Source organism: Thalassobacter sp. HA4-2 (assembly GCF_055693705.1).
The window spans coordinates 333,382-354,527 of the sequence record NZ_JBVFUK010000001.1 but is presented as its reverse complement, the minus strand read 5'-3'; the positions used below and the strand labels follow the sequence as shown (position 1 = coordinate 354,527).

The following is a 21,146-nucleotide window of genomic DNA, read 5'->3' as shown; positions in this document are numbered from 1 at the left end:
CTGTCCCCTCGAAACGTCCACGGCCTCGTGAAAGGGTGCTAAATGCCGCCAAAACCACCCCGCGCATGGCAGCGTATGCTGTCGGGCCGCCGCCTTGACCTGCTGGACCCGACCCCCATGGATATCGAGGTCGAGGATATCGCCCACGGTCTGGCCTTTGTGGCGCGCTGGAACGGGCAGACGCGGGGCGACTACGCCTATTCCGTGGCCGAACATTCCCTGCTGGTCGAGGCGCTGTTCGCCCGCCAAAACCCCGATGCGCCCGCCAAATGGCGCATGGCGGCCCTGCTGCACGATGCGCCCGAATACGTGATCGGTGACATGATCAGCCCCGTGAAGGCCGCCGTGGGTCCGGGGTACGAAAGGCTGGACGACCGCCTGATGGCCGCCATCCACCTGCGCTACGGCCTGCCCGCAACGGTGCCTGCCCGGATCAAGAAACAGATCAAGGCCGCCGACAAGGTCTCCGCTTGGTTGGAGGCAACGCAGATCGCGGGCTTCACCCCGGCCGAGGCCGACAAGTTCTTTGGCCGCATCGACCCCGCCCTGACCCACGGCCTGACGATCCGCCTGCGCCCCCCGATGCAGGTCCGCGCCGACTACACCGCCCGCCATGCAGAGCTGCTTGAAGCGATGGATGCTTAATATACGCCCCGCCCAACCGTTTGACGCCGCCGCCATGGCGGACCTGCTGAACGCGATTATCCGCACCGGCGGCACGACGGCGATGACCGACACGATCAACGCCGTTTACATGCGCGACTGGATGAACCGCGCGCCGGACAGATCCAGCTGGTTGCTGGCCGAACAGGACGGCGAGATCCTCGGATTCCAACTGGTCGCCCCATGGGACCAGATCCCGCCCGAGGCGGGCGACATCGGCACCTTCGTGGCCGAGGGGCGCACGGGGCTGGGGATCGGGTCCAAACTGTTCGAGGCCAGCAAGCTCGCCGCCCGTAAGCTGGGCTATCAATGGATCAACGCCCACATCCGCGCCGACAACACGCCCGGTATGACCTACTACCAGTCCCGGGGCTTTCGCGATTACAAACGGGTGGTGGGTGTGACGCTTGGCGACGGCACCGTGGTGGACAAGGTCCTCAAACGCTTCGACCTTTACTAAAATGCGCCGCCTTGGCCCCGACACACGGCCCGGGCTTCATTGGGTCACAAATACCCAAATCCGCCCGCACAAGGCGCGCAAAGACTAGCGATAGTGGGTGTGTCGCATCAAATGGGCGCGAAACGCCTCTTCCTGATCTTTATACCCCTGCAGGGTTTTGCGTTTTTCCATGGACGCATGGGGCGACCAGCGGCTGCGGCGGCTGCGGAACAGGGCATCGGCAAGGGGGTGAACATCGGGTCTCTCCTGTCTGGTGATGCCCCTTGCTAGCCAACAGGCCTGGCCAATGCGACTCTGGACAATTTCCATACTGTAAGTATAACTAACAATATGGATTGGCGCACTCTCCCCTCCCTGCCAGCGCTCCGCGCGTTCGAGGCTGCGGCCCGGACCGGCGCACATTCCGCCGCCGCGCGGGAACTGAACGTGACCCACGCCGCCATCGCCCAGCACGTCCGCACCCTGGAGGCGCACTTTGGCCTGCCCCTGCTGAAACGCACGGGCCGGGGCATGACCCCAACCCCCGAGGGGGCGCTGCTGGCGGCCTCCCTGTCGGACGGTTTCACCGCCATCGCCCAAGGCTGCGCCCAGATTACCGCCCTGACCCAAGATCGGCCCTTGGCGATTGCCTGCACGCCCTCGTTCGCGGAAAACTGGCTGATGCCCCGCATCGGCGCGTTCTGGGCCGATCACCCGGACATCGACGTCACGATCCGCCCCAGCAACACCGTGATAGATCTGCGCCGGGACGGGATCGACCTTGCCATCCGGTACGGACGCGGCGACTGGCCGGGCCTAGACGCGCAGCCCCTTCTGCTGGGCGATTTTGCGGTCTGTGCCGCGCCGTCCATGGGGATCGCGCCCGTGACCGAGGTGCGCGCCTTGCAGGATCACATCTGGCTGATGGACGACAGCCGCGCGGAAAAGCACATCCTCGCACGAGACCTGTGTCTGGACGAAGACTGTATGGAGATCCGCACCTTCGCCACCAACGGCATGATCCTCGCCGCCGCCCGCGCGGGGCTGGGCTTGACCCTGCAATCCAGCGCGCTGGCGGAACGGGACCTCGCCTCGGGCGCGCTGGTCAAGCTGTGCGCGCAGACCTCGGACGATTTGGGCTATTGGCTGGTGACGCAACCGGGGCTGGTGTCCCCACGGGGACGCACCCTGTCGCGCTGGTTGCGGCGGCAGGTGACCGCAGGCGCCTAACCGGTCAGCTCGTCCGGTCACACCCCACCGAGACGAAGCGTTTGTCGTCATGGACCAGCGCCAGCCCCCGGGCCAGCGCGTGACCACCCGCGTGCCGCACGCGCGACTGTCCAACGGCGGGCCCAGAAGGGCGGTCAGGGTCGCAGAGACATTGTCCCAATCCCGGCCAAAGCCGATCTCGCGCCCGTCAGGCAGGACCGTCAGGCCGGTGGCCGTGGTTTGGAACGTGACGGCTGGCACAGGGGCTGAAGGCGGCACGCTGATCCCGCAGCCCGACAAGGCCACCGACAGCGCCAAAGCCAAAAGCCCCCCGCGCGCAACCCGACAAAAAATCGGGGTGGGTTTCGGGGGTGTTTTCGGGGGTAAAACCCAGATCGTCAAAATCGCGGGTTTTGGACCTCACCGGGGGCTGCGTTTGGCAAGGATGCGTTGCAATGTGCGACGGTGCATGTTCAGCCTGCGCGCGGTTTCCGACACGTTGCGATCACATAGCTCGTAGACCCGCTGGATATGCTCCCACCGCACGCGATCCGCGCTCATGGGGTTTTCCGGGGGTGGGGGCAGGTCATCGCCCTTGGCCAGCAGGGCGTTGCAGATGTCATTGGCATCCGCAGGCTTGGACAGGTAATCCGTGGCCCCGATCTTGACCGCGGCCACCGCCGTGGCAATCGCACCATATCCCGTCAGTACGACGATCTTGGCGTCGGGGCGCTTTTCCCTAAGAACTTCAACAACATCAAGGCCGTTGCCGTCCTCCAGCCGCAGGTCAATCACAGCATAGGCCGTGGGTCGGGCGGTGGCGATTGCGATGCCGGCGGCCACGCTTGACGCCGCCTCGACCTCGAACCCGCGCTTGTCCATTGCGCGTTCCAGACGGCGCAAAAACGGCTCGTCGTCATCTACCAAAAGCAGTGTCTTGTCTGGTCCTAGGTCCAGTGTCCCTTCATCAGCCACTCCGGTCTCCTCCTGGCTGTTTTTCTTTATTGGTAGGCGGCTTTTTGCGTCCCGTCAAATGCCGCGCGTTGCAGCTTATGGGTGTGCTGCTTCATTTCGCTTGCTTTTCGGCGCGCTCAGGCTTTGGGTGTGCGGCGTGAGCACAGCAAACACCGATATCCCCTACGGCGCCCGTGACGACCGGGTCCGCCTACGCACGTTGATCAACCTGCGCTGGATGGCGGTGTTGGGGCAGACGATCACGCTGGTGGTGGCCAGCTTTTTCCTGACCCTGCGGATCGAATTAGGCCTGTGTTTTCTGGCGGTTGGATCGTCGGTCATCGCAAACCTGATGGCCATGACCGTGTTCCCCGTGAACCAGCGCCTGTCGGACCGGGACGCCATGCTGACCCTGTTGTTCGACGTGGCGCAACTGACGTTTCTGCTGTTCCTGACGGGGGCTGAACAACCCCTTTGCCCTGCTGTTCATCGCGCCCGTGACGATTTCGGCTACGGCCCTGTCCCTGCGGTCCACCCTGTTGCTGGGCGCCATCAGCCTTGTATTGATGACGGTCCTTGCATTTTTCCACATCCCCCTGCGCACGCAGGAAGGGTTCATTCTGGAAATGCCCGAGATCTACTTGGTGGGCTTCTGGTTTGCGATCATCGTGGGCACGCTGTTTCTGTCCGCCTATGCCTACCGGGTCACGCGCGAACGCAACACCATGTCCGACGCTCTGTTCGCCACGCAAATGGCCCTGACCCGGGAACAAAAGCTTCATGATCTGGGCGGTGTGATTGCCGCCGCTGCCCATGAGTTGGGCACGCCTCTGGCAACCATCACCCTTGTGGCCAGCGAGCTTGCGGATGAATTGGACGACAGCCCCGCGCTGCGCGAGGATGCCCAACTGATCCGGCAGCAGGCCGACCGGTGCCGCGACATCATGCGGTCCATGGGGCGGGCGGGCAAGGACGACAAACACCTGCGCACCGTGCCCCTGTCCGCCCTGGTGCGCGAGGCGGCAGAGCCCCACGAACACAGGGGGATCCGCATCATCTACAGCTTTACCGATGGCCGAAATCCCGGCGCCCCCGTCCACCCCATCGTCATGCGCAAGCCAGAGCTGATGCATGGGCTGCGCAACATGATCCAGAACGCCGTTGACTTTGCCACCGCCCGGGTTTGGATTGACGTGCACTGGACCAACGATACCATTCAGGTGCGCGTTGTGGACGACGGCGACGGCTACCCGGCCGAGTTGATCCACCGCATCGGCGACCCTTTCCTGCGCCGCCGCAAACCCGCGCGGGGCGCGTCAGAGGGGCGCAAGGGGTACGAGGGGATGGGCCTTGGCCTGTTCATCGCCAAGACCCTGTTGGAACGCACCGGGGCCAAGGTCAGTTTTGCCAACGGGTCCGACCCGTTTCTTGAGAAATCCGAAAAGGGCGACCGCTCCGGTGCGATCGTCAATGTGACATGGCCCGCAGCCGCAATTATCGACACCTCCAAGGGGCCATTGGGCGAGAACCAGCCCTTCGATTTGTGACGTTAACCGGTCGTTAAGCACTCTGGCTTCATTATGTGGGAAAGCGCGAGAGGTGTGATCATGGCTGAGATCGGTTTGCTACAACTGTCCCTTATCGGCGGGCTGAGTTTTGTGGCCGCCCTCGGGGTCTACGCCGCGCTGTTGATGCTGGCCACACGGGTACACGCGGGGCCGCAATTCACCTCTCAGGACATGCTTTCCGAACCGCGCACCTTTGTATTTCAGGACGGGTATTTGATCAGCCATTCCTCGGGCGCGGGCTTTTTGATCCCGACCCCGGTGGATCATTTGGGCGCCTGGGACGCGCTGGAGGCGTCGCTGGCCGAACTGACCGACGGGGTAGAACCGGCCTTTGCCGCCCTGCGCACCACCGGCGAGGCGTTCCACCTGGAGGGGCGCTTGGGCACCGACATCATGCACATATCCGGTACGCAGGACGGGGACAGCATTCGGATCAGTGTTGCCGCCGCGGGCGAGGATCAGACCACCCTGCGCGTGGACAGTGCCACCAACGACAGCCTGCACCGCGAACTTGCGACTCTGCGCACAGCCACGGATTCGACCCCCATCCTCGGCTGGGCCTGCGATGCAGAAGGGCGTGTGATCTGGGCCAACAAGGCTTATCGCACCGCCGTCCAAACCTCCAAGGGGGCGGAGGCGGCGCAGGTTTGGCCCATGCCCGCCCTGTTTCCCAATCTGGATGGCATGGCAACAGGCCAAGGGCGACGCAAGCTGGACGTGGCCAATCAAACCGCCCCATCGTGGTTTGAGCTTTCAGCGGCTGAGCCCATCAACGGCATCACCTTCGCCCATGCGGTCCCCTTGGACCGCGTGGTCAAAGCAGAGGAATCGCTGAGGACGTTCATTCAAACCCTCACAAAGACCTTTGCGTTTTTGCCAACAGGTCTGGCCATCTTTGACCGCGATGGGGCGCTGGCCCTGTTCAACCCGGCCCTGATGGACCTGACGGAACTGGACGGCGCATGGCTGACCAGCCGCCCAACACTGCAAAGCTTTTTTGACAACCTGCGCGAACGTCAACGCCTGCCGGAGCCGAAGAACTACAAGCAATGGCGCGACGGATTGGTCAACTTGGATCAAATGCCCGACCGGGGCACTTACGAGGAAACATGGACCCTGCCCACCGGCCAGACCTACCGTGTGACAGCCCGCCCTCACTCTGACGGAGCGATTGCCCTGCTGATCGAGGACATCAGCGCAGACATCTCCGCCACGCGCAAATTCCGCGCAGAGTTGGAGCTGTTTCAGGCCGTGATCAATGCCTGCGATGACGCAATGGTGGTGTTCTCTTCCGCAGGTCAGGTTCTTTTGACGAACGAAGGGTATGTGGCCCTGTGGGACCACGACCCCCTTTCTGCCTCGGGCGAAGCATCGGTCGCGCACACGGTCGGCCGCTGGCAATCCGCATGCGCCCCAAACCCCTTGTGGGGGGACTTGCGCGAATTCGTCAGTTCGATGAACGATCGGGCGGAATGGTCCGACACAATTCGCATGCAAAAAGGCACCGACCTAGATCTGCGCGTGACCCCCCTGCCCGGCAGTATGACCCTTGTGACCTTCAAGCAGGAAACAGCAGTTGCCGCAGAAACACGTCCCGCCCTTGAATTCTCTACGGCGCGCGTGGCCAGCTGACCCTTGCGGCCCCTGCCCGCGGGCGGCTAACTGGCGGGCATGGATGCAACATACCTACTGACATCGACGCAGGACACGGATGCGCTCGCCCAAGGGCTGGCGCCCTGCCTCCGCGCAGGTGATACGGTCTTGCTGCAAGGGCCTGTCGGGGCTGGAAAGACCGCCTTTTCCCGCAGCCTGATCCAAGCCCTTCAGGGACAGGCGGGGCAACCGCCCGAAGACGTCCCCTCCCCCACTTTCACGCTTGTGCAAACCTACGCAGCCGGTGACCTAGAGATCTGGCACTGTGACCTTTACCGCCTGGCCCACCCGGACGAGGTGCTGGAACTGGGCCTTGATGCCGCTTGGACCACAGCTTTGTGCCTGATCGAATGGCCAGATCGCCTGGGGGCCGACACGCCCGATGGTGCCACAACCTTTGCGTTTGACCACACGGACGACCCCGACCACCGCACACTCACCATTACCAACCTGCCGGCGCATTTACGCCCGGGACTGAAGGCTTTGCATGACCGACCGTGACCCCCTGATCCGCGCCTTTCTGGACACCACCCCGTGGGCCAAAGCGCGGCGTGCCCCACTTGCAGGTGACGCATCGAACCGGCGGTACGAACGCCTGCACATGGGCGACACCACGGTCGTATTGATGGACGCCCCTCCGACCAAGGGCGAAGACATCCGCCCCTTTGTGCGTATCGCGGAACACTTGCGCACGATCGGCCTGAACCCACCGGCGATCCTGGCGCAAGACGCAGAGAACGGGTTTTTGGTGCTGGAGGATCTGGGCGACGACCTGTTCGCCCGGGTCCTCGCGCGCGCCCCCGATCTGGAGGCGCAGCTCTACACCGCCGCAACGCAGGCTTTGATCACCCTGCACCGCGCCCCACTGCCCACGGGGGTTGCGTCCTACGACGCCGCCACCATGGGATCGCTGGCCGGTCTGGTCAGCGTCTGGTACGCGCCGGACCGACAGACCGAGGCTGCGATCAGCGCCGAAGTGACCCGCCTTGCCGCCACAATCAGCGGCCCCGGCGTGCTGGTCCAACGGGACTACCACGCAGAAAACCTGCTGTGGTTGCCAGATCAGGCGGGCGATGCGCGGGTCGGTCTGCTTGATTTTCAAGACGCCATGATCGGTCCTGCGGCCTATGATCTGGTGTCCCTGCTGCAAGACGCGCGCCGGGACGTGGACCCCGAAACCGAGGCTGCGATGATCGCCCTTTACTGCTCCACCACCGGCACGAGCCCCGAGACTTTCGCCCGCGACTACGCGATTTGCGGCGCACAGCGGAACCTACGCATCCTTGGCGTCTTTGCGCGGCTATGGCTGCGGGATGGCAAGGCAGGCTATCTGCCCCTGATCCCGCGCGTTTGGGACCTGTTGCAACGCGACCTGGCGCACCCGGACCTTGCCACCCTCGCCGCCCTCGTTGCCGACCTGCCCGCACCAACCCCGGAAAAACTGGCAGAAATCGAGGCGCGCCGATGAACGTGATGATCTTCGCCGCTGGCTTTGGCACCCGGATGCGGCCCCTGACGGACACCCGCCCCAAAGCGCTGGTCGAGGTGGCGGGCCGCCCCCTGATCGACCACGCCTTGGATCAAGCGCACGCGGCGCACCCCGGCAAGATCGTCGTGAACGGGCACTACCGCGCCGCGCAATTGCGCCGGTACCTCGATCCGCGCGACGTGACCTTCATCGAAGAAGCGGGCGAAGTTCTGGAAACCGGCGGGGGTCTGCGCAACGCCCTGCCCGTGCTTGGCCCGGACCCGGTGATGACCCTGAATTCCGACGCCGCATGGACCGGCCCAATGGCCGCCGACACCTTGCGCGCCGCGTGGGACCCGGAGCGTATGGATGCACTGTTGCTGCTGATCGACCCCACCCGGGCCTTGGGCGGCGAGGGCGGGTGGAAGTTTGCGATCACCGACGGCATGGCCAGTGTGCAACCGGAGGGGCTGACCTTCACCGGGGCCGCCATCATGAAAACCGAAGGGCTTTACGCCATCGACAAAACCGCCTTCTCTCTGCGCGATCTATGGGCGCCGATGCTAGCCGCAGGGCGCGTGGGCGGGGCCCTACACACGGGCGGGTGGGCCGATGTGGGCACACCCGAAGGCATCCCGCTGGCAGAGGATATGCTGCGCCATGTTTGAACATGCCCCCCGTGTCTATGGCGAACCCATGGGCGTCGATTTTTCGCGCGCGCTGTACAACGGTCTGCGCGCCCGCATGGCAGATCAACCGCCCGAGGCGATGGCCCGCGTCACCCTGTTGGTCAACACCCGCCGCATGGCCCGCCGCTTACAGGCCTTGTTCCGTGCGGACGGGGCTGCGTTCCTGCCGCGCCTGCATGTGGTCAGCGACCCGGCGGCCCTGATCCCGACGGCACCCCTGCCGCACGCAGCCACGAACCTGTCAATCCAACTTGAACTGGCGCAACTGGTGGGCCAGCTGCTGGATGCGATGCCGGGCCTTGCCCCCCGCAGCGCGGCCTTCGATCTGGCCAAAAGCCTGCGTGACCTGTTGGCCGAGATGGAGGAGGAGCACGTCCCCGCCGCCGCCCTCGAAACGATCAAAACGGACCAATTGTCGGAACACTGGGAACGGTCCTTGCGGTTCTTGCGGATCGTCACGGACTACCTCGATCTGGACGCGGAAGCCGCGCGCATCATCACGCCCGAGGCCCGGCAATCCCGCGCCGTGGCCGCATTGGCCGCGCATTGGGCCGTGCAGCCGCCCAAAGGTCCGGTGATCGTCGCAGGCTCCACCGGGTCGCGGGGGCCGACCCTGCGCCTTATGCAGGCGGTCATGGCCCTGCCCAACGGGGCGCTGATCCTGCCCGGTTTTGATGGGCACACGCCGGACGCAGTTTGGTCCGCCTTGGCCGAGGCCGCCACACGGGGCGAAGGCGAAGAACATCCGCAGTTCCGCTACCACGCCCTGTTGTCCGCCATTGGCGCGGGTCCGGGCGACGTGGCCCAATGGTCCACCCTTGCCCCCGCCGCCCCCGAACGCAACGCGCTGGTCTCGCTGGCGTTGCGCCCGGCCCCGGTGACAGACCAGTGGCGGACCGAGGGGCCAGACCTGCCAGACCTGACAACGGCCACCGCTGGCCTGACCTTGGTCGAGGCCGCCAACGCCCGGGAAGAGGCGCTGACCATCGCCCTGCGCCTGCGCGCGGGCGTCGAGGCCGGGGAGACCGTGGCCCTGATCTCGCCAGACCGGATGCTGACCCGACAGGTCACGGCGGCGCTGGACCGTTGGGGGATCGAGCCGGACGACAGCGCGGGCCTGCCCCTTGGCCTGTCCGCGCCCGGTCGGTTGTTGCGCATGGTCGCGCGCCTGCGCGGCAAGCAGATCACCGGCGAAGACCTGCTGGCGGTTCTGAAACACCCACTGGTGCACCGGGACGATCTGCGCGGCGAGCACCTGCGCCACACCCGGGATCTGGAGCTTGAGGCCCTGCGCGGCGGCATGCCTTTTCCCAACGGTCCGGCCCTGCGCGACTGGGCCCACGCCCGCGAGGCCCGGCGCGCGGACCGGGGGCTGGACCCGGACACGACGATTGGCCCATGGGTCGACTGGCTGGCGGGGGTGACAGACACCCTGCGCACGCCCGTCCCCGACGTCCCCCTTGGCACCCATCTGACTGCGCATCTGGCACTGATCACGGCCCTGACCCGCAGCGACAGAATTTGGGACGGCAAAGAGGGCGAGGCAGCGCGCGCCGCAATGGACACGCTGACCAAGGAAACCTCTGCCCCGATGACGGCGACGGATTATGCCACGCTGGCCACCGATGCCCTCAGCGGCGAGGTGCGCGATCCCGTGCGCCCCAACCCCCAGGTCCTGATCTGGGGCCCGATGGAGGCGCGGATACAAGCCACCGACACCGTGATCCTGGCCGGGCTGAACGACGGCACATGGCCGGGCCTGCCCAATCCCGACCCGTGGATGAACAGGTCCATGCGCGCGCAAGTAGGCCTGCGATCCCCGGACCGCCGCGTCGGCCTGTCGGCGCACGATTTCCAACAGGCGATCAGCGGGGCAAAGGTCTGGCTGACCCGGTCCATCCGGGATGCGGAAACGGAAACCGTGCCCTCGCGCTGGCTGAACCGATTGACGAACCTGCTGTCGGGCTTGGGCGACACGGGCCAAGGCGCGCTGGCGGAGATGCGGGAAAGGGGGAGCAAGTGGACCGCGCTGGCCCAAACCCTAGACCTGCCGACCACCGCCGTGGACCCGGCCCCACGCCCGTCGCCCGCACCGCCCGTGGCCGCCCGCCCGCGCAGCCTGTCGGTGACCGAGATCCAGAAGCTGATCCGCGATCCATACGCGATCTATGCCGCCCATGTGTTGCGTCTGCGCCCCCTTGACCCCTTGCGCCAAAGCCCGGACGCCCGCCTGCGCGGATCGGTCCTGCACGATGTGTTGGAGACCTTCATCAAGGCCACGCCGGACGCCCTGCCCGAGGACCCCGCCGCCCTGATGGAGGATACTCTGACCCGGGTTCTGGAGGAACAATCTCCATGGCCCGCCAACCGCCGCCTGTGGCGCGCCAAGCTGATGCGCACGGTCCCGTGGTTCCTTGCAACCGAGGCGGAGCGGCGCGCGCAGGGCACACCCGGATTGATCGAGGAAAAGGGCGGCACCACCGTGACCACGCCCGCTGGCGACTTCCGCCTGTCGGGCAAAGCGGACCGGATCGACACCCGCGCCGACGGGACTGTGGTGGTCTATGACTACAAAACCGGCAAGGCCCCCTCGCCGGACGTGCAGCACCTGTTCGACAAACAACTGCCTCTGGAAGCGCTGATCGTCGAGGACGGCGGGTTCAAATCCCTCGGCAAACGCAAGGTCAGCGGCCTGTCTTACCTCAGTCTGTCGGGCACAGGCGAAGAGACCCCGGTGGAGTTGACCGACGACCTGCTGGCCCAGGTGCGGGCGGGGCTGATCCAGCTGATTTCGTCCTATGACGCGCCGGGCAAGGGCTACACCGCGCGGCGGGCGATGCAGAAGATCACCTATGACTACGGCTACGACCACTTGGCCCGCTTGGGCGAATGGGATGACACCGCCACGGCACAAACCATAAGGCTGGACCCATGATGCACGCCGCCACCCGCGCCCAGATCACCGCCGCCAACCCCGGCCTATCCACGTGGCTGTCAGCAAACGCGGGCTCTGGCAAAACCCGCGTGCTGACCAACCGTGTGGCGCTGTTGTTGTTGGACGGGACGCCGCCCGAACGCATCCTGTGCCTGACCTACACCAAGGCGGCGGCAGGCGAGATGCAGAACCGCCTGTTCGCGCAACTGGGTGAATGGGCCATGGCCACGGATGCGCAACTGACGGACGCGCTGGCCGAAATGGGCGCCGACGTGCCCGATGCGGCGCGACTTTCTCATGCGCGCACATTGTTTGCCCGGGCGATCGAGACGCCGGGCGGCCTGAAAATTCAGACGATCCACGCCTTCTGCGCGTCCCTTCTGCGCCGCTTTCCCCTAGAGGCGGGCGTGTCACCGCAGTTCAGCGAAATGGACGACCGCCAGAAGCGCATCCTTGCCGCCGACACCCTAGAGGCGTTTGTGGACAGCGCGGAAGGGGAGGCCCTGTTCGACGCGGTCGCAGGCCACCTGACCGACCAAGACGCAGAGGCCTTCACGAAGGCGGTCATCAACACCCGCAAGGCCTTTGCCACGCCTGTCAGCCGCAAGGAGATTTTCGACGCCCTGGACGCCGATCCCGCCTTTGACCTCAACGCCATGATCGGCGAGCTGTTCCCCGTGGCTCAAGACGCCTTTCACGCCCTGTTGCCCCTGATCGCCCACGAGGAAAAGGGCAAAAATGGCAGCCTTGCGCGCAAGATCGAGGGGATGGATTGGGACACCCCGGGGCTGTCGGATGTGCGCACGCTCGAGGGCATGTTGCTGCAAGGGCCCGCCACGAAATCCCCCTTCGGGCCCAAATCCAATCCGGCCCTGAACAAGGATCTCGCCGCGCAGATTGGCGATGCCTATGATGCCCTGCTGCACATCGCCGAACGCTGCGCCGAATGGAGCGCGCGCCGCCGGGCCTACATGGCCGCCGAACGCACCTGTGCCCTGCACGCCTTTGCCCAACCCTATCTGGCCCAGATCGAAGCCGCCAAGGCCGCGCGGGGCTGGCTGGACTTCGACGATCTGATCGCGCGGGCCAATGCCCTGTTATCGAAATCTGACGTGGCGCAATGGGTGCTGTTCAAACTGGACGGCGGGATCGACCACATTCTGGTGGACGAGGCGCAAGACACCTCTCCGATCCAGTGGCAGGTGGTGCGCGCCCTGGCGCAGGAATTTGCCACGGGCGAAGGCGCACGGGCCGACGTCACGCGCACGATCTTTGTGGTGGGGGACAAGAAACAGTCGATCTACAGTTTCCAAGGCGCAGACCCCAGCCAGTTCGACACCCAACGCGACGCTTTTGCCCAAGCCTTCGCCGCAATCGACGCGCCCTTCCAGACCGAAGAATTGCGTTTTTCCTTCCGGACCTCGCCCCTGTTGCTGGAACTGGTGGACGAGGTTTGCGGCGGCGGCAAAGCCCCTGGCGCGGGCGACGACGTGGCCCATGCGGCCTTCTTTGATACCAAACCGGGCCGCGTGGACATCCTGCCCCATATCCCTGAAATCAAAGAAGAAGAGGACGAAGACCGGACTTGGTTCGACGCCGTGGACCGCCCCGCCCGCAACCACCACCACGTGCGCATGGCGGTGGCCGTGGCCGACCGGATCGAGGCCATCCTGAACGCAGGCACGCCGATCGAGGTCAAGAAGGAACGCCGCCCCGTGCAACCCGGCGACATCACCATCCTCGTGCGCAGGCGCAGGGGCTGTACGGGGCGATCATTGCCGAATGCAAACGCCGGGGCCTGCCCTTTGCCGGGGCGGATGTGATGAACGTGGCGCAGGAGTTGGCAGTGCGCGATCTGACGGCACTGTTGCGGTTTCTGGCCACGCCGGAGGATGATCTGTCGCTCGCCGCCGTTCTGCGCTCCCCCTGTTCGGACTGTCGGAGCAGGACCTGTTCCGCCTCGCCCACAACCGCGGGCCGCAATACCTGTGGGGCGCCTTGCGGGACGCGCGGGACACCCACCCTGTCGCCGTGGACATTCTGACGGACCTACGCGACGGGGCCGATTACCGCCGTCCCTACGAATTGCTGGACCGGATGCTGACCCGCCACGGCGGACGGCGCAACCTGGTGGCCCGGTTGGGGCAGGAGTGTGAAGAGGGGATCGACGCCCTGCTCTACCTCGCCCTGAACTATGAGGCGACCGAGGTGCCGAACCTTGTGTCCTTCATCGGCTGGCTGGACGCCGATGACGTGCAGATCAAACGCCAGCAAGCCTCGGGCGGCGGTTTGATCCGGGTGATGACGGTCCACGGGGCCAAGGGGTTAGAAAGCCCCATCGTGATCCTGCCCGAAACGGAGGCCCTGCGCAGCGGGCGCGGCGCGGCGTTGGTCGAGGGACCAGAGGGGCTAACCTATTGGAAAGGCTCGAATGAAGACAGCCCGGTGTCCTTGATCCAAGCGCGCGCCGCCAGCAGCGCCGTGCAGGCCGAAGAGGCGGACCGGTTGCTGTATGTCGCGCTGACCCGGGCGGAATCGTGGTTGATCGTCGGGGCTGCTGGCCCCTTGGGCGACAGCAGGCGTGAAAACTCCAGCTGGTACAAGATGATCCGCGCAGGGGCAGAGGCCCTTGGCGCGCTGGCCACCCCTGACGGCGGGCTGGTCCTGCAATCGGGGGATTGGACGACGCCGGGCACGGCCCCAACGGTCACGCCCCCCGCTCGGATCAGCGCGCCGGGCTGGCTGCACAGCCATGCTCCCGCGCCGGAGGTGGCGCCTGCCCCAATCAGCCCATCGGCGCTTGGCGGTGCGAAAATCATGACAGGTCAAGGTGTTAGCGAGGGCGATGCCCTGCCCGAAGACCTCGCAAAGGCGCGCGGCACGGCCCTGCACCTGTTGCTGGAACACGGTGATATGCCCCTGCCCGACCTTCCCGAAGGCCTTGATGCCGACCAGATCAGGGCCGAGGCCGCCGCCACCCGGGCCGCCCTGCCGCAGGTTTTCGCCCCGGGCACGCTGGCCGAGGTGCCCTTCACCGCGCCGCCCCTACCGGGTTCGGACCAGCCCCTAGAGGGGATCATCGACCGGCTGATCGTGACCGATACTTACGTGCAAGCTATTGATTTCAAATCAAATGTAGTGGTTCCCGACGCACCACAAGACACGCCCCTTGGCCTGTTGCGCCAGATGGGGGCCTATGCCCACGCCCTGTCCCATATCTATCCGGACAAACAAGTGCGCACGGCCCTGTTGTGGACCCGCACGGCGACGCTGATGGAATTGCCCCACGATCTAGTGATGGGGGCGCTGGCCACAACAACGGATGGTTGACGCCGCCCCTTCACGTTCTTACGTTCCGGCCAATCGCCGCCCTGCGGCCCCCCACAAAGGATGATTCCATGGCCACTGTTGCTGTATCCGACGACACCTTTGACGCCGAAGTGCGTCAGTCGCAAATCCCTGTAATCGTTGACTTTTGGGCCGAATGGTGCGGCCCGTGCAAGCAGATCGGCCCCGCCCTGGAAGAGCTGTCTGCAGAGTACGAAGGCAAGGTCAAAATCGTCAAAGTGAACGTGGACGAGAACCCGAACTCCCCCGCACAGATGGGTGTGCGCGGCATCCCGGCGCTGTTCATGTTCAAAGATGGCGAAGTGATTTCGAACAAAGTGGGCGCAGCGCCCAAGGCGGCCCTCAAGGGCTGGATCGACGAAAGCGTCTGATCCCGAACAAATCCGCGAAAAAGGCGCCCCTTGGGGCGCCTTTTTTGTGGGCGTGACTCGTGCATGATCCCGCACGGGTCGCGGCAAACCCGTGCATGGTCTGGATCAGGTCGGCCCCGTGGCGCGGGATTGCGCCGACCTGTGCCAAATCAACACAACGGTTGATGCCAGCCGGCCCGATGCACGCATGACGGTGCACCGCGCCGCGGGTGCGACGGTGGCCACAGGGACACCGCCCGACGCGGCGCCACCGGCCGCTACAGGACCACCACGTCCAGGGGCGGAAAGCCGTTGAACCCGACGCTGGCATAGGTCGAGGTATAGGCCCCGCAGTTGCGGATGATCACCTTGTCCCCGGATTGCAACGACAGCGGCAGCTGCACGGGACGCTGTTCGTACAGAACGTCCGCGCTGTCACAGCTTGGCCCGGCCAGCACGCAAGGCCCCATGGGGTCGCCATCGCGCGGGGTGATGAACTGATACCGGATCGCCTCGTCGATCGTTTCCGCCAGCCCCGAGAATTTGCCGATGTCCAGATAGACCCAGCGGTGCACGTCATCCTCGGACTTTTTGGCGGCCAGCAGGACTTGGGCCGCAATGGCCCCCGCATCCCCCACCAGCCCGCGCCCGGGTTCGGCCATGATATGGCTGGCCCCCGGAAAGCGCGCGTCGATCAACGCCATCACATCCCGGGCGTAGACGTCCATGGGGGCGATGTCCTGGCCGTAGTAGGCCGGAAACCCGCCACCGATGTTCAGCAGGTGCAGGTCATAGTCCGCAGCGGCCGCCCAGATTGCCGCCACCTGGTCCAGCGTGCCGGTCCACATGCGTGCCTCGCGCGTTTGGGATCCGACATGGAACGACAGGCCCACGGGGGTCAGGCCCGCCTGCCGGGCATGGGCCAGCAGGGACAGCACCTTGGCGGGCGCGCAGCCGAATTTGCGCGACAGGGGCCAGTCGGCCTCGGGGTTGTCGACGATCACGCGGATGTAGACCTGCGCGCCGGGGGCGTTGGCGGCGATCTTGTCCAGCTCTGCCTCCGCATCGGCGGCAAACAGGGTGATGCCCATGGCGTGGGCCCATGCCACGTCCGCTGCCTTTTTGATGGTGTTGCCAAAGCTGATCTGGTGGGGCTGTGCGCCCGCCGCCAGACATTGGGCAATCTCGGCACGGGACGCCGCGTCGAACCCGGACCCAAGGGCCACCAGCCGGGACAGGATCGCCGGGTGTGGGTTCGCCTTGACGGCATAGTGGATATGGGCGCGGCCCAGACCCCGGGACAGGTCGGCGTAGTTGCGCGCCACCACATCGGTGTCGATCACAAGGGTCGGGATTTCGAAATCGGTGCTGGCGATATAGGTTTCCACGCGGGTGCGGGCAAACTCTGGCGCACAGACAGGGGTACGACCCGACAGGTCGGTTACGTATGCGTTCATTGGTCATCTCCAATAGACCCGGCCATTCCCCTTCGGGGCACAGACCGCTCACTTCCAAAAGAGACGTTACCGTCGCTACGTAACCGCGTGGGGACTTGCCCACCTCGCCAGAGGCGCGTGCGTTGGCGTCTATGAGCGCCGCGTACAACCGGTCTTGATTCCGATCAAGCGTTTTCTGCACCCCAAAACGCAAAAAAGCCCGGGCACCTGCGCGCCCGGGCTTGGTTTGATTTGCGAGGGTCTAGCCCTTGGAGAACTCTGGGTAGGCTTCCATGCCCAGTTCGGCTTTGTCGAGACCGTTGATCTCTTCTTCCTCGGTGACGCGGATGCCCACGGTCGCCTTCAGGATGAACCACACGATGGCGGAGGTGACGAAGACGAAGGCGCCGATGGCCACGATGCCCATGATCTGTGCGCCCCAGTTGCCGGTGTAGAAGGCCACGGCCAGCGTGCCCCAGATACCCGCAATCAGGTGGACCGGGATGGCACCGACGACGTCGTCGATCTTGAACTTGTCCAGCATTGGCACGGTGAAGACCACGATCACACCACCCACGGCACCGGTCAGCAGCGCGCCGAACAGCGAGGGGGCCAGGGGTTCAGCGGTGATGGACACAAGGCCCGCCAGCGCGCCGTTCAGCACCATGGTCAGGTCGACCTTTTTGTACAGAACCTGCGTCAGGATCAGGGCAGCGACAGCACCGGCGGCAGCGGCCATATTGGTGTTGGCAAAGATGCGCGAGACGTCTGTTACGTCACCCACGGTGCCCATGGCCAGCTGCGAGCCGCCGTTGAAGCCGAACCAACCCAGCCACAGGATGAACGTACCCAAGGTGGCGAGTGCAAGGTTGGAACCGGGCATCGGAATGGTCTTGCCATCTTTGTATTTGCCAAGACGGGGGCCAAGGATGATGGCGCCGGCCAGGGCTGCGAAACCGCCTGCTGCGTGCACGAGGGTGGAGCCTGCGAAGTCAGAGAAGCCTGCCTCGGACAACCAGCCGCCGCCCCACTGCCAGGATGCCTCGATCGGGTAGATGAAGCCTGTCAGCACGACCACGAAGATCAGGAAGGGCCACAGTTTGATACGTTCGGCCAGAGTACCGGACACGATGGACGCGGTGGTGGCACAGAACATCAGCTGGAAGAAGAAGTCCGACCCGGCGGACGCATAGTCCAGGGCGGCGTCTTCGACGGCCAGGCCGACGGGTTCAAGCGATGTGATGGCGAAGAACGGACCCAGCCAGCCTTCGATCAGCCATTCGCCGGGGTACATGATGCCAAAGCCGACCAGCCAGTACATGATGGCCGCGATGGAAAACAGGGCGATGTTCTTGGTCAGCTGCATTGTCACGTTTTTGGAGCGGACAAGGCCCGCCTCCAGCATGGCGAAACCAGCGGCCATCCAGAACACCAGAAAGCCACCCACAAGGAACAGCAGCGTGGTCAGGATATAGGGGTAGACATCGGGCGCGGCGTCTTGGGCCAGCGCGACGGACGGCAGGGCCATTGTGGCCAGCGTCGTCAGGAGTAGTTTCTTGGACATAGGTAAATCCCTCTTCAGAACGCTTAAAGCGCTTCGTCGTTGGTTTCGCCGGTACGCACACGCACGGCCTGGTTCACGTCGAGGACGAAAATCTTGCCGTCGCCGATCTTGTCGGTCTTGGCAGTCGTCTGAATGGTCTCGACCACTTGGTCGGCCATGCTGTCGGCGACGACCAGCTCCAGCTTGACCTTGGGCACGAAGTTCACGGCGTATTCCGCGCCGCGGTAGATTTCGGTGTGACCGGACTGCGAGCCGAAGCCCTTGATCTCGGTGACCATCATGCCGCGCACGCCGAGTGTGGTCAGCGCTTCGCGGACCTCCTCCAGCTTGAACGGCTTGATTGCTGCGATGATGAGTTTCACGAGTTTCCCCTTCCGATTGTTGCGGCCCTTGCGGATCGCGATGTCGGTAAGTCAGCGCTCGGCGGGTCAATCCTCAACAAATCGACGCGCATTTTATGCAGTCGCAGCACGATTGGCGGCTGTTTTTGCACAATTTTCAGGCAAAGGCGCTTTTTTAGGCGAAATTGTAACGCGGCGGAGCGAATCTATCGGTCCACAATCCGGCACGATCCGCCTATGGTGTCCCAAAGCGAGACCTTCAAACAGGCCCGAGCAGATGGCGAAACCACCCCCAAAGGGACGCGCGGCACCCCCGCCGCGTCCCGACGCAAAGCGCCCGCGCGCAAGACCCCTGCGCGCAAACGCAGCCCGCAAAAGCAAAACACGCTGGCCAAGAAACTGTCGGGTCAATGGCACGCTGCCCAGTCCAAGACCAAGGGCGGGCGCAAGCGTGTGGCCAAGACCGGGCTGGGCCGGGTCCTGATGTTCTTTGCCCAAGTGATCCGGTTCGTGTTCCGCCTGATCTGGTCGATCATCTGGCGGTCGGCGGCGGTGGCGGCCCTGATCCTTGGCGCGGCGGTGGCCTACAACTACACCCTGATCCCCCCCATGGAGGAGTTGGTGGACGGGCGCTATCGCGGGTCCGTCACCTTGCGCGACCGCTATGGCAACACCTTTGCATGGCGCGGGGACCAGTTCGGCGGACGGATCACGGCGGACGATATCTCGCCGCATCTGCGCAACGCGATCATTGCGACCGAGGACAAGCGCTTTCACTTGCACCCGGGCGTAGACCCCATCGGCATCGCCAGCGCCGTGCGGATCAACCTGGCCGAGGGGCGCGGCCCGCTGTCGGGCAACGGTGGATCCACCCTGACCCAACAGGTGGCCAAGCTTGTGTGTCTGGGCGTGCCCTATGATCCCACCAGCGGCCTGACCGAGGCGGAGTACGAGGCCGACTGCCGCGTGGGCAGCGTCTGGCGCAAGGTGCGCGAAGTCCCCTTCGCCATGGCTCTGGAGGCCAAGTACACCAAGGACGAGGTGCTGGGCATCTACCTGAACCGCGCCTACCTTGGGGCGGGCGCGCGCGGGTTCGAGGCGGCCAGCAAGGTCTATTTTGGCATCCCTGCCCGGGATCTGAACCCGCAACAGGCGGCCATGCTGGCGGGTCTTCTGGTGGCGCCCAGCTATTTCGCCCCCACCCGCGATCTGGACCGCGCACAGCGGCGCGCGGCGACGGTGCTGCGCCTGATGCGCGAACAGGGCTATCTGACCAGTGCCGAACACGCCCAGGCCATGGCCAACCCTGCCACGCTGTCGGCGGCCGCGCGGGAACAGGCGGGGGGATACTTTGCCGATTGGGTCATGGGATCCGGCCCCAGTTTCCTGACCCGCGACACCACCGAGGATGTGGTGATCCGCACCACCTTTGACGCCCGCCTGCAAGCCGCCGCCGAAGAGGCGCTGGCCCAGGTGTTCGACGAAAAGGTGCGCGAAGGGTCCGAGGCGCAGGCGGCCATTGTCGTGATGAGCGCCGACGGCGCCGTGCGCGCCATGGTCGGCGGGCGGTCCACCCGTGGCGCGGGACTGTTCAACCGCGCGGTGCAGGCCAAGCGGCAGACCGGCTCCAGCTTCAAGCCCTTTGTCTATGCCGCCGCCCTTGATCTGGGCAAACGGTTCGACGACAGGGTTCTGGACGGCCCCCTGACAATCAATGTGCCGGGATCGGGGGCCTATTCCCCGCGCAACTATACCAATGAATTCTACGGCGAGGTGTCCCTGACCTATGCGCTGGCCAACTCCCTGAACACCGCCGCCGTGCGCCTGTCCGAAGAGGTGGGACGGGACACCGTGCGCACCGTGGCCCAGCAGTTCGGGATCGAAAGCGATCTGGCCGCAGGCCCCGCCCTGGCCCTTGGGGTGTCGGAGAGCAGCCTGCTGGAGATGACGGGGGCCTATGCGGGCATCCTGAACGGCGGGTCGTCTGTGACACCCTATGGTCTGGTGGAGCTGCGCTTGCAGGGCGAGAACACGCCGCTGTTGGTGCAACAGGGCGGCGTTGGGGAACGTGTGATCCAAGACAGCTCTGCCCGGCAATTGGTCTACATGATGAACCAGGTGATCGAGGTCGGGTCCGGCGGGCGCGCCGCCCTGCCCGATGGGCGGCCCGTAGCCGGCAAGACCGGCACCACACAGGCCGCGCGGGATGCGTGGTTCATCGGGTTTACCGGGGATTATGTGGCGGGCGTCTGGATGGGGTATGACGACAACACGCCCCTGTCCGGTGTGACGGGCGGTGGCCTGCCCGCCGAAATCTGGCGCGAGACCATGGTGCGCGTGCACGAGGGCCTGCCGATCCGCGACCTGCCGATGATCGACGCTGCGGCCGAACGCAAACCCCCCGCCCCGCCCCCAGCGCCCGCCCCCGCCCCGGCGGCGGAACCGGAATGGGACCCCTTCCGCGCCCTGGGTCGGATCCTGCGCGGGGACTGACGGTGTTTGACCCAAAGGCGCGGCTGCGCCGCACGT

The 21,146-nt window shown here is 65.2% G+C and carries 14 protein-coding genes and 2 pseudogenes; 12 read left to right on the top strand and 4 right to left on the bottom strand.

Annotated features, from left to right (window positions below):
• Window positions 1–42 precede the first annotated feature (42 nt).
• From ACZ1G0_RS01675 to ACZ1G0_RS01665, 3 genes are all read left to right on the top strand, one after another.
• Window positions 43–645, top strand: coding sequence for an HD domain-containing protein (locus tag ACZ1G0_RS01675; protein WP_472735356.1), 603 nt, complete (start codon window positions 43–45; stop codon window positions 643–645).
• Window positions 638–1,123, top strand: a complete 486-nt coding sequence (locus ACZ1G0_RS01670) for a GNAT family N-acetyltransferase (protein ID WP_472735355.1) — start codon at window positions 638–640, stop codon at window positions 1,121–1,123. Before ACZ1G0_RS01675 ends, ACZ1G0_RS01670 begins: the two co-directional genes overlap by 8 nt.
• Window positions 1,124–1,453: 330 nt before the next feature.
• A complete protein-coding gene (locus ACZ1G0_RS01665) occupies window positions 1,454–2,332 on the top strand; it encodes a LysR family transcriptional regulator (RefSeq protein WP_472735354.1) in 879 nt (292 codons plus the stop codon).
• A 399-nt stretch (window positions 2,333–2,731) separates the two neighbouring features.
• Here the strand turns inward: ACZ1G0_RS01665 and ACZ1G0_RS01660 are convergent, their stop codons facing one another.
• Window positions 2,732–3,286, bottom strand: a complete 555-nt coding sequence (locus ACZ1G0_RS01660; RefSeq protein ID WP_472735353.1) for an ActR/PrrA/RegA family redox response regulator transcription factor — start codon at window positions 3,284–3,286, stop codon at window positions 2,732–2,734.
• 136 nt (window positions 3,287–3,422) lie between these two features.
• Between ACZ1G0_RS01660 and regB the strand changes: the two are divergent.
• The 8 genes and pseudogenes from regB to trxA all read left to right on the top strand — a co-directional run bounded on the left by regB (window position 3,423) and on the right by trxA (window position 15,297).
• A pseudogene (regB, locus tag ACZ1G0_RS01655) lies at window positions 3,423–4,812 on the top strand (sensor histidine kinase RegB).
• A 60-nt stretch (window positions 4,813–4,872) separates the two neighbouring features.
• Window positions 4,873–6,465: a PAS-domain containing protein gene (locus ACZ1G0_RS01650; RefSeq protein WP_472735352.1), complete on the top strand. Its 1,593-nt coding sequence runs from the start codon at window positions 4,873–4,875 to the stop codon at window positions 6,463–6,465.
• A gap of 39 nt (window positions 6,466–6,504) precedes the next feature.
• Window positions 6,505–6,987, top strand: a complete 483-nt coding sequence (gene tsaE, locus ACZ1G0_RS01645; RefSeq protein WP_472735351.1) for a tRNA (adenosine(37)-N6)-threonylcarbamoyltransferase complex ATPase subunit type 1 TsaE — start codon at window positions 6,505–6,507, stop codon at window positions 6,985–6,987.
• Window positions 6,974–7,954: an aminoglycoside phosphotransferase family protein gene (locus tag ACZ1G0_RS01640; RefSeq protein ID WP_472735350.1), complete on the top strand. Its 981-nt coding sequence runs from the start codon at window positions 6,974–6,976 to the stop codon at window positions 7,952–7,954. Before tsaE ends, ACZ1G0_RS01640 begins: the two co-directional genes overlap by 14 nt.
• Window positions 7,951–8,622 carry a nucleotidyltransferase family protein gene (locus tag ACZ1G0_RS01635; RefSeq protein ID WP_472735349.1) on the top strand — a complete coding sequence of 224 codons (672 nt, stop codon included), beginning with the start codon at window positions 7,951–7,953 and terminating at the stop codon, window positions 8,620–8,622. The genes ACZ1G0_RS01640 and ACZ1G0_RS01635 overlap by 4 nt, the downstream gene beginning before the upstream one ends.
• The gene (addB, locus tag ACZ1G0_RS01630) at window positions 8,615–11,578 is read left to right on the top strand and encodes a double-strand break repair protein AddB (RefSeq protein ID WP_472735348.1); all 2,964 of its coding nucleotides are present in this window, start codon (window positions 8,615–8,617) and stop codon (window positions 11,576–11,578) included. Before ACZ1G0_RS01635 ends, addB begins: the two co-directional genes overlap by 8 nt.
• A pseudogene (gene addA, locus ACZ1G0_RS01625) lies at window positions 11,575–14,908 on the top strand (double-strand break repair helicase AddA). Before addB ends, addA begins: the two are co-directional and overlap by 4 nt.
• Window positions 14,909–14,976: 68 nt before the next feature.
• Window positions 14,977–15,297, top strand: a complete 321-nt coding sequence (gene trxA, locus ACZ1G0_RS01620; protein ID WP_472735347.1) for a thioredoxin — start codon at window positions 14,977–14,979, stop codon at window positions 15,295–15,297.
• 257 nt (window positions 15,298–15,554) lie between these two features.
• On the opposite strand, the gene ACZ1G0_RS01615 is transcribed toward trxA, so the two are convergent.
• From ACZ1G0_RS01615 to ACZ1G0_RS01605, 3 genes are all read right to left on the bottom strand, one after another.
• Window positions 15,555–16,733 (bottom strand): type III PLP-dependent enzyme, encoded by a 1,179-nt coding sequence (locus tag ACZ1G0_RS01615; protein WP_472735346.1) that lies wholly within the window; start codon window positions 16,731–16,733, stop codon window positions 15,555–15,557.
• 241 nt (window positions 16,734–16,974) lie between these two features.
• Entirely contained in the window at window positions 16,975–18,276 is a 1,302-nt protein-coding gene (locus tag ACZ1G0_RS01610) for an ammonium transporter (protein WP_472735345.1), read from the bottom strand.
• A 23-nt stretch (window positions 18,277–18,299) separates the two neighbouring features.
• The gene (locus ACZ1G0_RS01605) at window positions 18,300–18,638 is read right to left on the bottom strand and encodes a P-II family nitrogen regulator (RefSeq protein ID WP_472735344.1); all 339 of its coding nucleotides are present in this window, start codon (window positions 18,636–18,638) and stop codon (window positions 18,300–18,302) included.
• Window positions 18,639–18,854: 216 nt separating this feature from the next.
• Here ACZ1G0_RS01605 and ACZ1G0_RS01600 point away from each other — a divergent pair, with 216 nt between their 5' ends.
• On the top strand, window positions 18,855–21,110 hold the full coding sequence (locus tag ACZ1G0_RS01600; RefSeq protein ID WP_472735343.1) for a transglycosylase domain-containing protein: 2,256 nt from the start codon (window positions 18,855–18,857) through the stop codon (window positions 21,108–21,110).
• Window positions 21,111–21,146 lie beyond the last annotated feature (36 nt).

Bases quoted from the DNA above. Each gene is read 5' to 3' on its own strand.
- ACZ1G0_RS01650 (WP_472735352.1), top strand. From the start codon at position 4,873: ATGGCTGAGATCGGTTTGCTACAACTGTCCCTTATCGGCGGGCTGAGT.
- ACZ1G0_RS01675 (WP_472735356.1), top strand. From the start codon at position 43: ATGCCGCCAAAACCACCCCGCGCATGGCAGCGTATGCTGTCGGGCCGC.
- ACZ1G0_RS01635 (WP_472735349.1), top strand. From the start codon at position 7,951: ATGAACGTGATGATCTTCGCCGCTGGCTTTGGCACCCGGATGCGGCCC.
- ACZ1G0_RS01640 (WP_472735350.1), top strand. From the start codon at position 6,974: ATGACCGACCGTGACCCCCTGATCCGCGCCTTTCTGGACACCACCCCG.
- ACZ1G0_RS01600 (WP_472735343.1), top strand. From the start codon at position 18,855: ATGGTGTCCCAAAGCGAGACCTTCAAACAGGCCCGAGCAGATGGCGAA.
- ACZ1G0_RS01610 (WP_472735345.1), bottom strand. From the start codon at position 18,276: ATGTCCAAGAAACTACTCCTGACGACGCTGGCCACAATGGCCCTGCCG.
- tsaE (WP_472735351.1), top strand. From the start codon at position 6,505: ATGGATGCAACATACCTACTGACATCGACGCAGGACACGGATGCGCTC.
- ACZ1G0_RS01670 (WP_472735355.1), top strand. From the start codon at position 638: ATGCTTAATATACGCCCCGCCCAACCGTTTGACGCCGCCGCCATGGCG.
- trxA (WP_472735347.1), top strand. From the start codon at position 14,977: ATGGCCACTGTTGCTGTATCCGACGACACCTTTGACGCCGAAGTGCGT.
- ACZ1G0_RS01665 (WP_472735354.1), top strand. From the start codon at position 1,454: ATGGATTGGCGCACTCTCCCCTCCCTGCCAGCGCTCCGCGCGTTCGAG.
- addB (WP_472735348.1), top strand. From the start codon at position 8,615: ATGTTTGAACATGCCCCCCGTGTCTATGGCGAACCCATGGGCGTCGAT.
- ACZ1G0_RS01615 (WP_472735346.1), bottom strand. From the start codon at position 16,733: ATGAACGCATACGTAACCGACCTGTCGGGTCGTACCCCTGTCTGTGCG.